This window comes from Streptomyces sp. NBC_01237 (genome assembly GCF_035917275.1).
Lineage (GTDB): Bacteria > Actinomycetota > Actinomycetes > Streptomycetales > Streptomycetaceae > Streptomyces.
The window spans coordinates 265649-281678 of record NZ_CP108509.1; the positions used below are offsets into that span (position 1 = coordinate 265649).

Annotated in this window: 10 protein-coding genes and 1 pseudogene; 6 read left to right on the forward strand and 5 right to left on the reverse strand. The window is 69.0% G+C overall.

Features of this window, described 5'->3' with window-relative positions; translation table 11 throughout:
* The first annotated feature begins 342 nt into the window (after window positions 1-342).
* Window positions 343-1395, forward strand: a complete 1053-nt coding sequence (locus tag OG251_RS37620) for a helix-turn-helix transcriptional regulator (protein ID WP_326681758.1) — start codon at window positions 343-345, stop codon at window positions 1393-1395.
* A 27-nt stretch (window positions 1396-1422) separates the two neighbouring features.
* Here OG251_RS37620 and OG251_RS37625 read toward each other — a convergent pair whose 3' ends face one another.
* The 4 genes and pseudogenes from OG251_RS37625 to OG251_RS37640 form a co-directional block, all read right to left on the reverse strand.
* On the reverse strand, window positions 1423-1908 hold the full coding sequence (locus OG251_RS37625) for a hypothetical protein (protein ID WP_326681759.1): 486 nt from the start codon (window positions 1906-1908) through the stop codon (window positions 1423-1425).
* A gap of 394 nt (window positions 1909-2302) precedes the next feature.
* A pseudogene (locus OG251_RS37630) lies at window positions 2303-2536 on the reverse strand (hypothetical protein); the annotation flags it as partial.
* Window positions 2533-2691, reverse strand: coding sequence for a hypothetical protein (locus OG251_RS37635; protein WP_326681760.1), 159 nt, complete (start codon window positions 2689-2691; stop codon window positions 2533-2535). The pseudogene OG251_RS37630 and the gene OG251_RS37635, both read right to left, overlap by 4 nt.
* A gap of 508 nt (window positions 2692-3199) precedes the next feature.
* Entirely contained in the window at window positions 3200-3763 is a 564-nt protein-coding gene (locus OG251_RS37640; protein ID WP_326681761.1) for a TetR/AcrR family transcriptional regulator, read from the reverse strand.
* A 105-nt stretch (window positions 3764-3868) separates the two neighbouring features.
* On the opposite strand from OG251_RS37640, the gene OG251_RS37645 reads away from it, so the two are divergent.
* Window positions 3869-4792, forward strand: coding sequence for an NmrA family NAD(P)-binding protein (locus OG251_RS37645; RefSeq protein WP_326681762.1), 924 nt, complete (start codon window positions 3869-3871; stop codon window positions 4790-4792).
* A 141-nt stretch (window positions 4793-4933) separates the two neighbouring features.
* Here the strand turns inward: OG251_RS37645 and OG251_RS37650 are convergent, their stop codons facing one another.
* On the reverse strand, window positions 4934-5500 hold the full coding sequence (locus OG251_RS37650) for a dihydrofolate reductase family protein (RefSeq protein WP_326681763.1): 567 nt from the start codon (window positions 5498-5500) through the stop codon (window positions 4934-4936).
* Between the two features lie 741 nt (window positions 5501-6241).
* Here OG251_RS37650 and OG251_RS37655 point away from each other — a divergent pair.
* From OG251_RS37655 to OG251_RS37670, 4 genes are all read left to right on the forward strand, one after another.
* On the forward strand, window positions 6242-9622 hold the full coding sequence (locus OG251_RS37655) for a CARDB domain-containing protein (RefSeq protein WP_326681764.1): 3381 nt from the start codon (window positions 6242-6244) through the stop codon (window positions 9620-9622).
* A gap of 748 nt (window positions 9623-10370) precedes the next feature.
* Window positions 10371-12434: a galactose-binding domain-containing protein gene (locus OG251_RS37660; protein WP_326681765.1), complete on the forward strand. Its 2064-nt coding sequence runs from the start codon at window positions 10371-10373 to the stop codon at window positions 12432-12434.
* Between the two features lie 222 nt (window positions 12435-12656).
* Complete coding sequence (locus tag OG251_RS37665; RefSeq protein ID WP_326681766.1) at window positions 12657-14717, forward strand: alpha-galactosidase; 2061 nt, start codon at window positions 12657-12659, stop codon at window positions 14715-14717.
* Window positions 14714-16012 (forward strand): MFS transporter, encoded by a 1299-nt coding sequence (locus OG251_RS37670; RefSeq protein WP_326681767.1) that lies wholly within the window; start codon window positions 14714-14716, stop codon window positions 16010-16012. The genes OG251_RS37665 and OG251_RS37670 overlap by 4 nt, the downstream gene beginning before the upstream one ends.
* Window positions 16013-16030 lie beyond the last annotated feature (18 nt).

Below are 16030 nucleotides of genomic sequence, written 5' to 3' on the forward strand. Positions count from 1 at the left end.
AACCGATCCCCCGGCTTGCGGCTCTCTAGGGGCAGAGAAGCTGACAGCCCACCGGAGACTCGATCACCGCCATGAGCAGAACCAGTCACCCCCTCCTGCCCTCCTCGGACCGGCCGCGCAGGGCAGGGCTCAACTCACCGTCCTGCAAAGTCTGGTCGACCCGGCGTCCGCCAGCCACAAGATTTCCAGCGACGAACCTGCTCCCACGGTCGCCCGACCCGCACGAAGCGATCCGCGGCATGTGCGGGCAACCGGTGGGTGGCCCGTACGTGGCAGCCGGGAGACGCCGAGTGCGATGAGAGTGCGGCATGTGTCCATGTGGGTATCAGGAGCGGAGAACTGATGGTGGATCAGCAAGTCGATGACAACGTTTTCACCGTGGGAGACACACTCAGCGCCGAGGAAGTGGCCGTCTATCGTCGACTGGCTCTGCACGGTCGGTTGGACCCGGCCCTGATGGCCGAGGAGACGGGGATCGACGAGACCGCGGTGAGCGGTGCGGTGGACCACCTCGTCCGGATCGGCCTGGTGCACAGGGGCGGGGAGGGCGACGACCGCCTCTGGGCTGTCGACCCTGACCTCGTCGCGGCCGTGGCCACCGCATCGGTGGAGCGTGCCATCGCGGAACAGCAGACGCAACTGCACCTCTTCCGCGACCAGTTCGCCCAGTTGGCCGCCGACTACAACGAGGGGAGGCACGGTGTCCATACGAACCTGGAGACCATTCCCGGGCTCACCAATGTGCGGGCCGCGCTGAACCGGGCGGCCGAGCAGTGCCGCGAGGACATGGTCACCGTGCAGCCGGGCGGCACCCGCCCGCCCGAGGTGCTCCAGGACGCACTGCTCCGGGACAGCCAGATGCTCGCCCGGGGGGTGCGGATGCGGACCGTGTACCACCACACCGCACGGTTCAACAGCCCCAGCCAGGCGTACGTGGCCACGGTGAGCGCGCTGGGCGGCGAGTACCGGACCGCCCACCAGCTCGTCGGCCGGATGATCATCTTCGACCGGGAACTCGCGTTCATGACCAACCGCAACGACCGGCTGGGCGCGGTGGTGATCCGGGAGCCGTCGGTCGTGCACTTCCTGTACGAGATGTTCGAGCAGGTGTGGTCGCAGGCCCAGCCGTTCTCCGACGCGGCCACCGACGGCCTGGAGGCGGTCGCCAAGGATCTGGACCGCACCATCCTGCGACTGCTGGCGACGGGGCTGAAGGACGAGACGATCGCGCGGCGGCTCGGCATGTCCTTACGCACCACCCGCAAACACATAGGCGACATGATGCAGGCTCTCGGTGCCGAGAGCCGTTTCCAGGCCGGCGTCGCGGTGGCCACGAGGGGGCTGCTGAACGACGACGAAGAGCCGGACGCGGCACCCACGACAGCGCTCACCTGATCCGGCGGCCGCCCGGGGCACACACCGTCAGCCCGTGCCCTCCAGGTGGAGTTCGAGCAGTGTGGTCGGGGCGTGGATCTCCGACAGCCGGTAGGTGCGGTCGTGGGGCATGAAGAGAGTGCTGCCGGAACGCAGCCGCATGCCCAGCGGGTGCAGGGGGCCAGGTGCCGGGTCCTCGCCGACACGCGACAGAACACAGCGGCAGGCTCCTTCCAGGACCGTGACCGTGGACTCGGCACCGTTCGGCGCGCTCTCCACGGCGAAGGAGTCCGCCGACAGGAAGCGGAAGAGGGGACGCACCCGCAGGTGCAGCCTGCGGCCGAGCTCGGCCGCCAGTTCCTCCGCGCCCGGTCCGCCCGGCACAGCGAGATCGACGCCCGGTTTTGGACGGGCCGGGCGGGGCAGCTCCAGCAGGGCCGGCAAGGTCCTCGGATCCTCGGGCCACAGCAGAGCGGGCCCTCGGCCGCCGTTGGCCGCCACGCACAGGACCAGTTCTTCGACGAAGGACTGCATCGGCTGGCTCAGAGCTCGCCGTCCAGGCACAGTTCTCCGATCTCACCGCAAGTCCGGGCGATGCGGGATGAATAAGGTGTGCAGGGCGCCACGACGCCCGGACACACTGCGGAAAAGCGGGGAGGAACCACCTGAGCACCGCTGCGGCCGCAGTGAGGATTCTGCCGCAGGGACGCCGGTCCCGACAGTCACGTGCTCGCGCGTCATCCGGCGCCCGCGGCATCGACTCGGCACTCGATCCCGGGTTCGGCCGGACCTGGATCCGGTCGGACCTGAGTCCGGTCGGGAGGCTTCGGTCGCCAGTGGCCCCTCGACCGACAGAGCCGGCAGCAACAGAAGCATTTCGGTTCGGGGCTCCGGCTTTCGCGCGTATCCGGCATATGCAGGTGTCGACGGTATGCGGACGGACATCCATGCGCCGGGTGATCTCCCCGCGGGTGGCTCCGCGCACGACGTGTGCGAGCACTTCTCTTTCCCGGTCACTGACTTTACGGACAACTTCCCGTATTCCATCGATCAAGGAGTCGAGCGCACTTTCTCCGCATGATTCCTGCATTCCGGGATCTGATGGACCGCAGACTCCGGAACCCACCACGGGCCGGCTTCTTCCCACGTGCCCACAGGTCATTCCGGGATAAGACCCCAGCCGCTGTCGTTGCCAGGTGCGGCGGAGGACGTCGTCCGGATCTCGGCGCTGCCGGCCTCGGCGGTTGCGGTACCGGCGACGGCACCGATCATCAGCGCGCAGAGGACCGTGACCACGAACACGCGGGCAGACTTCATGACTTCTCCCAGAATTCAGAGTGACGAATGTTCGAAAAGTCCCGTCCGGCGTTGTCCGGCCGTTCCCCTTCCGCTGTTCCAGGATGATGGGCGCCCGCCCCGGAATCCACAGACGGAACCATTCACCAAGTTCCCCGGCACCAAAGCGGGGGGTGAACGAAACGCCCTTCCCGTATCAAACAATGGCAATACGGATGGTCATGGCTGCCCGGAGCCCCGCCGCCGCGGAGCCCGGCGACATGTGGGCCGAAGGCGCCCCCACCGCGCCCGACGCCCCGGGAGACGCCTTCAGCCGTCGGCAGGTGCCGGTCACGACAGCCCGGACGCGGCAACGCCTCAGCCTCCGGAAGGGCCCGCCGCGGGCCGGCCCCACTCCATCGTCGCCGCGCTGAAGCCGGGTGCCGAGGACGCCCTTCGGGCGGCTCAGGACAACGTTCGTCTGCCGGCAGGCGGTCCGCTCATGAGCCGGTCCCCCGCCGCCATGGCTCTGACGGCCGTATGCGCGTACTCAGCTGCCGTTGGCGCCGAAGCCTGCGACGGCGAGCCGGAAGGCACGGTCCGCCTGCATCGCCGGGTCGGTGTAATTCTCGGTGGCCAGGGCGATTCCGACGATCAGTATGAGCAGATCGTCGATCGTGATGTCCGCCCGGACAGTCTGGTCGTCAATGGCCCTGCGTAGCAGCAGGGCACCGGCCGCACCGATGGCCTGCGCACAGGAGTCCTGAGTGCCCTCGTCCTGGAGGGGCTGATAGGAGAGGACGTCCGCCAGACCGCGTGCGTCGAGCGAGTAGGCGAGCAGCTCCCGCAGCCATTCCACCAGCGCGGACCGGCTGTCGTGCTCGCCGAGGAGTGTATGAGCACGATCGCACAGGCCATGGACGCGCTGATTGAAGACTGCTTCGAGCAGGGCCTTACGGGTGGGGAAGTGGCGCCGCACGGTAGCTGATCCGACGCCCGCGATGCGGGCGATCTGCTCCAGGGACGCCTGGGCCCCTTGGGCCGCCACCTCGGCCTCGGCCACGGCGAGGATATGCGTGTAGTTGCGGCGGGCGTCCGAGCGCTGGCCGGTCATGATCTCCCCAACATTGAATAGTGGCGGGCCCCGCCGTATTGTAGCGAAAGCGAAACGGCGTGCCCCGCCGTTTCTGCTGTGCCTGACCGCTGAGGAGATGCACACATGGCCACTGCCACACCACCGGTTCTCGTCACCGGCGCCACCGGTCGCCAAGGCGGTGCCACCGCCCGCGCCCTGCTCGCACAGGGAACACCGGTGCGCGCCCTGGTCCGCGACCCGAACACGCCACGCGCACGGGCCGTCGAAGAACTCGGCGCCAGCCTGTTCGTCGGCGATCTCACCGAACCTGCGACCCTTGAGGCGGCCTTGGACGGCGTGCGGGCCGTCTTCTCCGTGCAGATGCCGGCATACACCGAGCAGGGGTTCGACTTCGCCGGCGAGGTCAGCCAGGCGGACAACCTGATGACGACCGCGCGGGCCGCCGGTGTGGAGCAGTTCGTCCAGTCCTCCACCAGCGGCGTGGGACAGCACGTCGAGGCCCCGGGCTGGACCGAAGGACGGTGGGCGGTGATGGAAGTCCCGCTCGGAACGAAGGCTGCGATCCAGGACCGGCTGCGCGAACTCGAATTTCCCTACTGGACGTTGCTCAAGCCATCGTTCTTCATGGAGAACTTCGAGCCGTCCATGCGGTTCTACTTCCCCCGCGGCGTAGAAGGGGGTCTGGTCACTGTCGTCAAACCGGGCACGCACCTGGCGCTCGTAGCAGCCAAGGACGTGGGCCGGGCCGCGGCGGCCGCCATGTCCGCCCCCGCCGAGTTCCACCGAGTGGAACTGGAACTCACCAGCGACTACCTGACCATGACCGAAATCGCCGAGGTCCTCTCCCGCACCCTGGGCGTCCCGCTGACGGCCCCGGACATGACCGAGGAACAGGCCCGCGCCGCCGGGATGGGAGACATGGGTGCCACGCACGAGTTCATGGAGGTCGTCGGCCAGCCGGCCCGGCCACAGTTCGCCCGTGCGCTGGGCATCGACCTGACCAGCTTCGAGGAGTGGGCGCACGAACATCTCGGGACGGCCGCCTGAGCAGGGAGGTCCGACGGTGCCGCCGTGCTCCTGCTCGACCACGTCGGAGTGAGCCTCGCGCTCGGCGTGCTCGACCGGCGCCCGGTGGATGCCGACCACCGGGGGCTGCCCCTTTGCGGTCTGCCACGTGAGTGCTGCTGCTCAGCGCCTCGTCTCGTACCTGGTCAGTAGCACACCGCCGGGAAACGTCCGCGTCTCCACCAGGTTCAGGTTCACCCAGCTGTCCAGCGCGGTGAAGAACGGCGTGCCGCTGCCCACCAGGACCGGATGCGCGGCGATCACGTACTCATCGATCAGCCCGGCGCGCATGGCCGCCCCGGCGAGCGTTGCGCCTCCGATGTCCATGGGGCCGCCGTCCTCTGCCTTGAGCCGGGTGATCTCCGCGATCGCGTCGCCGGTGACCAGGCGGGTGTTCCAGTCGACCTTGTCGATCGTCGAGGAGAACACCACCTTCGGCGTGTCCCGCCAGTTCCGCGCGAACTCGATCTCCGCCGGGGTGACGTCGGGCTGCTGGTCGCCGGTCGGCCAGTAGGAGCTCATCGCCTCCCACAGCTTGCGCCCATACAGCGACAGGCCACTCGCCTGCTCGTGGTCGAGCCACCACTGGAACAGCTCGTCACTCGGCGGCCCGCTCCAGCCGATGTCGTCGCTGGCCGCGGCGATGTAGCCGTCCAGGGTCAGGTTCATGCCGTATATCAGTTTGCGCATGGCCCATCCTTCCGTCCGTAAGTGTCCGGCGTATGGACCAGCGTGATCGGTGCACGGTCCGGGCCCGCCGGTACCCCTCACGCTCGGGGCTCAGCGTGGTGCACTCGGCCGGCCCGGAGAATGCTTGCCGCCCGGCGCGGTCGGGCCGCTGTGCATACTCCGATCCTCTCGCCGCAACCAGTCCACCGCATCCGGACCGGCCAGGCACTGCGCCTCGGATGGCCTGGAGCGCGGGACATACGGCAGTCCGATGCCCCCACATGATGATGGGTGAGCAACTGTCCTCACTGCGGGAGACCGTCGGGCGGAGGGAGTTGACGGTGCAGCTGCACCGAGCCGCCGCTCCCTCCCCGCTTACCTCCGTCTTTCCGGCTTCGACTCCGGCTCCGGCTCCGGCTCCAGGAGGCCCAACTCCTTCCGCAGCCGGGGCCGTTCCCGTGCGCGGACTTCTCGAAGCTGACCTGCGGGGACGCGTCGTACAGCGCGTGGGTTCTGTCACGGCTGTTGACAAAGCGGTGACCTGATAGAAACCTAACACCTCGACGACGCAAAAGATGAACTAAAAAGCTCAAGATGTCGGTAGGACGTCGTCATTCATTGTCAGAGTCCTGCTGGATTCCTGGCGAGAGCCGCTGTTGTTGTCCCCACCTGCAGCCGGGCGCCGTGCTCGTCGTCATCCTGTTGCGATACGGGGCCGGCAACGCAACGCCGAGCCGTGGCCCAGCGCTTGGAGAGGCCCATATGAGAGGCAAAATCCTGAGCCTGCGGCTGACGGTCGGCATGCTGATGGCCGGACTGATCGCCGTCGGACTCCTTCCCGTCCACGCCTACGCGGCAGCCGCACCACCACCGAACATCGCTCTCGGTAGAACCGTGACGGCAGGCGGCGCCCAGGGGGCGTACGTCGCCGGCAACGTCACCGACGGAAGCCAGCAGTCCTACTGGGAGGGCCCGGCCGGGGCGCTACCGCAGTGGGTACAGCTCGACCTCGGTGCAGGAACCCGGGTCGACCGTGTCGTCCTGAAGCTCCCCACCACCTGGGAGGCCCGTTCCCAGACCGTCGGGGTGCTCGGCAGCGGCGACGGCGCCGACTTCACCACGCTCGCCGGGCCCCGGTCCCGCGCGTTCGACCCGTCCGAGGCGAACACCGTCAGCATCGACCTCGGCTCCGCGGCGACCCGGTACCTCCGGATCCGGGTGACGGCGAACACCGGCTGGGACGCCGCCCAGCTCTCCGAGGTCGAGGTCTACGGCGAGAACGGTTCCGGACCGGTCGATCCACCGCCCGTCGGCACCAACCTGGCGCGCAACAAGCCCATCGAGGCTACCTCGACGACGCAGAACTACGTCGCGGCCAACGCCAACGACGACAGCACCGCCACCTATTGGGAGTCCGCCGGATTCCCGTCCGGCCTGACGGTGAAGCTCGGCGCCAACGCCGACATCACGGCCGTCGTCGTCAAGCTCAACCCCGACCAGGTGTGGGGCGCGAGGACGCAGGCGATCGAGGTACTCGGACGCGAGCAGGCCGCTTCCGGCTTCACCTCGCTCAAGGCACGCGCCGACTACGCGTTCAGCCCCGCCGCCGGGCAGAACACCGTCACCATCCCGGTGACCGGACGCTACGCCGACCTGCGGCTGACCTTCTCCTCCAACACCGGCGCCCCCGGTGCCCAGGTCGCCGAGTTCCAGGTCGTGGGCACGGCGGCCCCCGGCCCCGACCTCACCGTCACCGATCTGGCCTGGGAGCCGTCCGCCCCCTCGGAGACGGACCGTGTGACCGTCAACGCCACGGTGCGCAACAGCGGCACCGCCGCTGCCGCCGCCACCACGGTCGAGGTCAGCGTCGAGGGCGCCGTGGCCGGCTCCGGCCCGGTCGCCGCGCTCGCCGCCGGTGCCTCGGCGACCGTCCCGGTCCAGGTCGGCAAGCGACCCATGGGCCAGTACACCGTGTCGGCGGTCGTCGACCCGACCGACACCGTCCCCGAGCTGGACAACAGCAACAACAGCCGTACGGCCTCGGCGAAACTGGTCGTCGGTCAGAGTCCCGGGCCCGACCTCAGGATCACGGGCATCACCACCAACCCGGCGAGCCCCGCCGCCGGATCCGCGGTCACCTTCACCGTCGCGGTCAACAACCGGGGGACGACCGCCGCCCCGGCCGGTACGGTCACCCGGCTGACCGCCAAAAGCAGCACCCTCAACGGCACCACGGGCACCGTCGCCGCGGGCCAGACGGTCAACGTGCCGATCTCCGGCAGCTGGACGGCCACCACCGGTGGGGCGACACTCACCGCGACCGCCGACGCCTCCGGCACGCTCACCGAGACCGACGAGAGCAACAACGTCTTCACCCGCTCCCTGGTCGTGGGCCGGGGCGCGGCCGTGCCGTACACCGAGTACGAGGCGGAGGACGCCCGCTACCAGGGCACCCTTCTCACCGCCGACCAGAAGCGGACCTTCGGCCACACCAACTTCGCCACCGAGTCCTCGGGCCGCAAGTCGGTCCGCCTCAACTCCACAGGGGAGTACGTGGAGTTCACCTCCACCAACCCGTCCAACTCCGTCGTCGTGCGCAACTCCGTCCCCGACGCCCCCGCCGGTGGGGGCGCCGAGGCCACCATCAGCCTCTACGCGAACGACGTCTTTGTCCGGAAGGTGACCCTGTCGTCCAAACACAGCTGGCTGTACGGCAGCACCGACGACCCCGAAGGACTCACCAACCGGCCCGGCGGTGACGCCCGGCGCCTGTTCGACGAGTCCCACGCACTCCTCGCCCAGTCCTACCCGGCCGGCACGAGATTCCGGCTCCAGCGCGATGCCGACGACCGGGCCTCCTTCTACATCGTCGACCTGATCGACCTGGAGCAGGTGGCGCCCCCGGCCGCCAAGCCCGCGAACTGCGTCTCCATCACCGAGTACGGTGCCGTCCCCAACGACGGCATCGACGACACCGACGCCCTCCAGCGGGCGGTGACCGCCGACCAGAACGGGCAGATCCCCTGTGTGTGGATTCCCGCCGGTCAGTGGCGCCAGGAGCAGAAGATCCTCACCGACGACCCGCTCGACCGGGGCCAGTTCAATCAGGTGGGTATCCGGGACGTCACCATCCGCGGCGCGGGCATGTGGCACTCCCAGCTGTACACCCTCACCCCGCCGCAGGAAGCGGGCGGGATCAACCACCCGCACGAGGGGAACTTCGGCTTCGACATCGACGACAACACACAGATCTCCGACATCGCCATCTTCGGTTCGGGCACGATCCGCGGCGGCGACGGCAACGCCGAGGGCGGCGTCGGCCTGAACGGGCGCTTCGGCGAGGACACCAAGATCAGCAACGTGTGGATCGAGCATGCCAACGTCGGCGTCTGGGCCGGCCGCGACTACTCCAACATCCCCGACCTGTGGGGACCCGGAGACGGCCTCGAATTCAACGGCATGCGGATCCGCAACACCTACGCCGACGGCATCAACTTCGCCAATGGCACCCGTAACTCGACCGTCTTCAACTCGTCCTTCCGCAACACCGGGGACGACGCCCTGGCCGTCTGGGCCAGCAAGTACGTCAAGGACACCTCGGTCGACGTCGGGCACGACAACCACTTCCGCAACAACACGATCCAACTGCCGTGGCGCGCCAACGGCATCGCGGTCTACGGCGGTTACGGCAACACCATCGAGAACAACATCATCTCCGACACCATGAACTACCCCGGCATCATGCTGGCGACCGACCACGACCCGCTTCCCTTCTCCGGGCAGACCCTGATCGCCAACAACGCCCTGCACCGCACCGGCGGCGCGTTCTGGAACGAGGACCAGGAGTTCGGGGCCATCACGCTCTTCGCCCAGGGCCAGGCCATCCCGGGCGTCACCATCCGGGACACCGAGATCCTCGACTCGACGTACGACGGCATCCAGTTCAAGACGGGTGGCGGCGAGATGCCGAACGTGAAGATCACCGACGTCCGCATCGACAAATCGGTCAACGGCTCCGGAATCCTCGCGATGAGCGGCGCCCGCGGCAGCGCGACACTGACCGGCGTGACCATCACCGACTCGGCCGATGGCGACGTCCGTATCGAGCCCGGTTCGCAGTTCGTCGTCAACAGAACCGGCTGACGCCTGCCCCCTCCCCACCCCGGCAACGGCGGCCCGCCCCTGCGGGCCGCCGTTGCCAGGAGGTGCGCGAAGCGAGCAGGTCAGTGCGCTCAACCGCCTGACGCCCGCGATTCGATGCGGCCCGGCCCGAGGGCCGGGGCAGCCCAGGAGTCCCGGCAAGGCGGTGCCCGCGGCCGTCGAACCCAGTCTGTCGAGCGCGGACATCCACATCAGCGGGGACACGCTCTTCAGCGAGGAGATCAGCACCCGGATCAAGGTCCGCCCCGCGGTTCGCGGAAGCGCTGATGACCGCCCGGGAGATCAAGGCACGTCAGACGCTGGGCCGGAGACCGGAGTTGCCGCCTCCGCCCGTGAGTCAGCAGCCGCTGGATGAGCTGTGCGCCAAGGTGGAGCGGATCGCTGACCCGCGTAGGTACAGACCGGCCGTCCGCGCCGTGATGCCGCAGGTCACGGGCACAAGCTGCGCTGCACCCGGCTCGCGCGGGACGAAGACCTCGGACGATGGGTCACGGCGCAGCGGCTGCCCGCGCCGCAGCCACACCCGTCCCCGCAGGTTCCCGCGTGCGCGCCTCATGTCGGAGGCGCTCGTACGCTCCGTGATCTCGACAGCGGCCCGAGCACTCCGTTTCCGGTGGGGTGCTCTTCCTCATTTTCCGACGATGGCTCCGTCAGGGGCTTGGCGTTGCGGGCTCGTATCCCTAAGTTATGAGCAGAACATGAGTCCCGCTCACATTTAAGGATCTACGCGATGACCATGGTTCAACCTTCGTACCGCAGAATCAGATCCCTCACGGTGGTGTCACTGCTCCTGGCCGTGATGGCCCTGGCACTCGGCCCGATGCCCAGTTCCGCGGCGGAGCCCAACTGGTGGGATCCGACCGCCCGCCCCTCACCCGACGCCCGGATCGGCGTCACGGGCGAGCCCTTCAAAGGCACCGACGCCCAGGGGCGCGTAAGGGGCTTCGTCGACGCCCATGACCACATCATGTCCAACGAGGGCTTCGGCGGCCGACTGATCTGCGGCAAGCCGTTCTCGGAGCAGGGTGTCGCCGACGCGCTCAAGGACTGCCCCGAGCACTACCCCGACGGTACGGGCGCCGTCTTCGACTTCATCACCAAGGGCGACGGGAAGCACGACCCCAACGGGTGGCCCACGTTCAAGGACTGGCCCGCACACGACTCGCTGACCCACCAGCAGAACTACTACGCCTGGATCGAGCGGGCCTGGCGCGGCGGCCAGCGAGTGCTGGTCAACGACCTGGTCACCAACGGCGTGATCTGCTCGGTCTACTTCTTCAAGGACCGCAGCTGCGACGAGATGACCGCAATCCGCCTTGAGGCGCAGAAGACGTACGACATGCAGGCCTTCATCGACAGGATGTACGGCGGCACGGGCAAGGGCTGGTTCCGGATCGTCACCGACAGCGCACAGGCCCGCGAGGTCATCAAGCAGGGCAAGCTGGCTGTCGTCCTGGGGGTCGAGACCTCCGAGCCGTTCGGCTGCAAGCAGATCCTGGACGTCGCGCAGTGCAGCAAGGAGGACATCGACCGCGGCCTGGACGAGCTGCACCAACTGGGTGTGCGCAGCATGTTCCTGTGTCACAAGTTCGACAACGCCCTGTGCGGGGTGCGCTACGACTCCGGCGCCCTCGGTACGGCCATCAACGTGGGCCAGTTCCTGTCGACCGGAACCTTCTGGAAGACGGAGACCTGCCGCGGGCCGCAGCACGACAACCCCATCGGCAACGCGAAGGCACCCGGGGCGGAGAAGCGGCTGCCGGCGGGGGTGACCGTCCCTTCGTACGCCTCGGACGCGCAGTGCAACACCCGCGGGCTTACCGGCCTGGGTGCGTACGCGGTGCGCGGCATGATGGAACGTCACATGATGCTGGAGCTCGACCACATGAGTGTCAAGGCCGCGGATCAGGCCTTCGACATCCTGGAGTCCGAGTCGTACCCGGGCGCCATCTCCTCGCACAGCTGGATGGACCTGGGCTGGACCGAGCGGCTCTACAAGCTCGGCGGGTTCGCCGCCCAGTACATGAGCGGCTCCGAGGCGTTCAGCGCGGAGGCCGAGCGCACGGACGCGCTGCGCGAGAAGTACAAGGTCGGCTACGGCTACGGCACCGACATGAACGGTGTCGGCGGCTGGCCCGCCCCGCGGGGCGGGGACACCCCGAACCCGGTCAAGTACCCCTTCCGCAGCACGGACGGCGGCTCGGTGATCGACAAGCAGACCGCCGGCGAACGCACATGGGACTTCAACACCGACGGCGCCGCGCACTACGGCACGGTCCCGGACTGGATCGAGGACATCCGGATCGTCGGCGGCCAGGGGGTCGTGGACGATCTCTTCTCGGGCGCCGAGTCCTACCTCCGCACCTGGGGCAACACCGAGCAGTACACGTCCGGTGCGAACCTGGCCTCGGGCGCCGCCGCCTCGGCGTCCTCGTCGGAATGGTGGAACCCGTTCGTCAGCTTCGCGCCCGGCAAGGCCGTGGACGGCGACACGGGCACCCGCTGGGCCAGCGAGTGGAACGACGACCAGTGGCTGCGGATCGACCTCGGATCCTCGAAGCCGGTCGAGCGTGTCACCCTCGACTGGGAGGAGGCGTACGCGAAGTCGTACCGCGTCGAACTGTCGGGGGACGGCACGACCTGGAAGTCGGCCTGGTCCACGACCGCCGGTGACGGCGGACTGGAAACAGCGCGTTTCGCCGGAACTCCGGCGCGCTACATACGGATCAAGGGGCTGGAGCGCGGCACCCAGTGGGGCTACTCGCTTCGCGAGATCGGCGTCTACGCCAACTGACGCACCCGCGAGGCGGTGTCCAGGGCCGGGGCCGGCCGGATCAGCTCTCCTGATCCGGCCGGCCCCGGCCGGCTTTCCGGCGCGTTCGCCGACCGGGCCGCGAGGAGCGCGGGGAATTGCACGCCGTGAAATTCGATAGCCCCTGTCAGGGGCTTGGCGTTGCGGGCTCGCATGCCTAACGTATGAGCAGAACATGAGCCCTACTCACGTTTGAGGATTTTCGTGATCACTCACCACCCCGAAGCCCGCCTCTGGCTCCTGAGCACCCCAGGCACCTCGTACGCCTTCCGGCTGGACGCCGGCGACGTCCCCCGGCATGTGCACTGGGGCCGGCCGCTGACCCCGGAGCAAGCCGTCGTGATCGCGGCCGACCTGCCCGACGAGGACCCCGGTGGCGATGCCCCCGGGGGTGAGGAGTACGTGGTCGAGGGCGGCCTGCGGTTCGGGGCGCCGTCGCTGACCGTCCGGTTCGACGACGGCGTCCGTGGCTTCGAGTGGCGGTTCCTCTCGCACACGGTCGAGGACGACCTGCTCACTCTCTCCTTCACCGACCGTGTCCGCTCCCTCGGTCTCGACCTGCACTACCGGCTCCGGGACGGCCATGACCAGATCGAGCGCTGGGCCGTCCTCACCGCTGACGAGCCGGTTGACGTCCTCCGGTTCGACTCCGCCGCCTGGACGCTGCCCGCCCGCGACGACTACCGGGTCAGTCATGTGGTGGGCGAATGGGGCCGGGAGTTCCAGCTCCGGCGCGACCGGGTGCCCGTCGGGGAGACCGTGTTCACCAGCCGCCTCGGCATCACGGGACAGCACGCCGGGCCGTGGCTGATGCTCGACGCGCAGGACGCAGCCGAGGAGCACGGCGAGGTCTGGAGCGCGGCCCTGGCCTGGAGCGGCAGCCGCCGGATCACCCTCCGCCGCGACACCTACGGCCGCGCCTCCTGGACGGGCGGGTTCGGCCACGAGGGTCTGGTCTGGAAGCTGACCGCCGGTGAGCGTCTGGAGACCCCGGTCTTCACCGGGCTGTACGCCCCCGACGGCTTCGGCGGCACCAGCCGCCGCTGGCACGCCTACGTCGAACGCGAGGTGCTGCCCGCCCGCCCCGCCGAACGCCCTTTGATCTTCAACTCGTGGGAGGCGACCGAGTTCGACATCAGCGAGAAGCAGCAGACCGAGCTGGCCGGCCTGGCCGCGGGCCTCGGCGTCGAGGTCTTCGTCGTGGACGACGCCTGGTTCGGCGCCCGCACCAGCGACATGGCCGGGCTCGGCGACTGGTGGCCCAACCCCGACCGCTTCCCCCACGGTCTGGGCCCGCTCGCCGACCACATCCGCACGCTGGGCATGGGATTCGGCCTGTGGGTCGAGCCCGAGGCGGTCAACCCCGACAGCGACCTCTACCGTGCGCACCCCGACTGGATCCTCTGCCAGGACGGCCGTACCCGCACCCGGCGCCGCCATCAGCATGTGCTGAACTTCGCCCGTCGCGATGTCCGGGAATGGGCGGTCGACTGGCTGGTCAGGACCGTCACCGAGCTGGACGTGGTCTTCCTCAAATGGGACATGAACCGGCCCTTCAGCGAGGCAGGGCAGCCCGGGGCCGCCGACCCCGACCGGGTCTGGATCGAGCACACACGCGGCGTCTACGAGGTGATGGACCGGCTGCGTACCGCCCGTCCCGGCCTGTACCTGGAATCGTGCGCGGGCGGCGGCGGCCGGGCCGACCTGGGCGTACTGGCCCGCGCCGACCAGGTCTGGACGTCGGACAACACCGACGCCGCCGACCGGGTCGCGATCCAGCACGGCCACGGCCAGTTGCTGCCCGCCCGGACCATGGGCGCCTGGGTCACCGACAGCCCGCACAGCTTCAGCGCCCGCCCGACCTCGATCCGGTACCGCTTCCATGTCTCGATGGCCGGGGCGCTGGGAATCGGCGGTGACCTGCGGAACTGGAGCGAGGAGGATCTGGCCTGGGCCCGCATGCTGGTCGAGCAGTACAAGCGAATCCGGCCCGTGGTGCACGGCGGCGTCCAGTACCGCCTGGAGCACGACACCGTGCAGTACCTCACCGAGGACGAGGTCGTCGTCCTCCAGTTCCAGCCGTCCGCGCTGACCCGCTCGGTCGCCCGCACCCGGCTGAAGGGCCTCGCCCCCGACGCACGCTACCGGGACGAGACCACCGGCACCGTCCACGAGGGCGCCGTCCTGCTCAGCCACGGTCTCCCGCCGCTGCTGTCCTTCGACTGGACGAGCGAGCTCGTCCACCTCAGGAGAGTGTCCCGATGAGCCTTGCCCCCGGCCTGCCCGATCACCCCGAGCGCAGCCGGCTGTCCGAGCGTCCCGAGGCCCTCGCCGAGCCCGTCCGCCGGGTCGGCCCCGGCTGGGTCGCCCTGTACGTCCTGGCCAACGTCGGGGTGTTCATCCCGATGCAGGTACCGACCACGTTCCTGATGCCCGAGCAGATCGCCCAGATCGACCCGGCGGGGAAGGTCGGCAGCTACGCCTGGGTCAGCATGATGGGCGCGATCTCGGGCATCGTCATCGCACCGCTGGCCGGCGCACTCAGCGACCGCACCACCAGCCGGTTCGGCCGCCGCCGGCCTTGGCTGCTCGTGGGCTCGCTCTTCTGCATGGCGACGCTGGTTTTCACCGGCCTCCAGACGACCGTCGTCGGGGTCGCGCTCGGCTCCCTCGTGCTGTCCGCCTCGTTCATGATCATCGGCGCTGGACTCTCCCCGGTGGTGCCCGACCAGGTCCCGGTCGCCCAGCGCGGTGCCGTGCTGGGCTGGGCCATGGTCCCGCAGGCGGGCGCCCTGATCGCGGGCGGGCTGCTGATCGGTCTGGTCACGGGCTTCGCCTCGCAGTACCTGCTGATGGCCGCACTGCCGCTCCTGATCCTGCTGTTCGCGACCACCATGAAGGATCCGCCGCTGCCCCGCCGGACCCGCGAGCCGTTCTCGCTGCGCACCTTCCTGGACGGCTACCGGATCAGCCCGCGCGCACACCCCGACTTCGTCTGGGCGATGGGCTCCCGCTTCATGATGGGTCTCGGCTACGGCATGGGCACGCTCTACCTGCCGTACTTCCTGGACGACGTACTGCACTACGAGAAGTTGTTCCCCGGCCGGTCCACCGAGGACGGTCTGCTCATCGTGATCGGCATCAATTGCCTGGCCACGATCTCCACGGTCGTCCTCAGCGGCTGGCTCTCCGACAAGTTGGGCAAGCGGCGCATGCTGGTCTTCCTCGGCGGCATCACGATGGCCGTCGCCGCGCTCCCGCTCGCGCTGTCGCCCACGTGGACGATGACCCTGGTCGCGGCCGTCATCCTGGGCCTGGGCTACGGCGTGTATCTGGCCGTCGACACCGCCCTGGTCACCGAGGTGCTCCCCGCCTCCGCGGACCGCGGCAAGGACATGGCCCTGGCCAACCTGATGACCTCCCTGCCCTACGTCCTCGTCCCCCCGATCGCCTCGGTCGTACTCGGCGGTCCGGGAGGCTACAGCTCGCTCTTCCTCTGCTCGGCGGCCATGTCCACGCTGGGCGCGGCATCGGTCTGGAAGGTCAAGGCAGTCCGCTGAGGGCTGCCCCGTCATCCC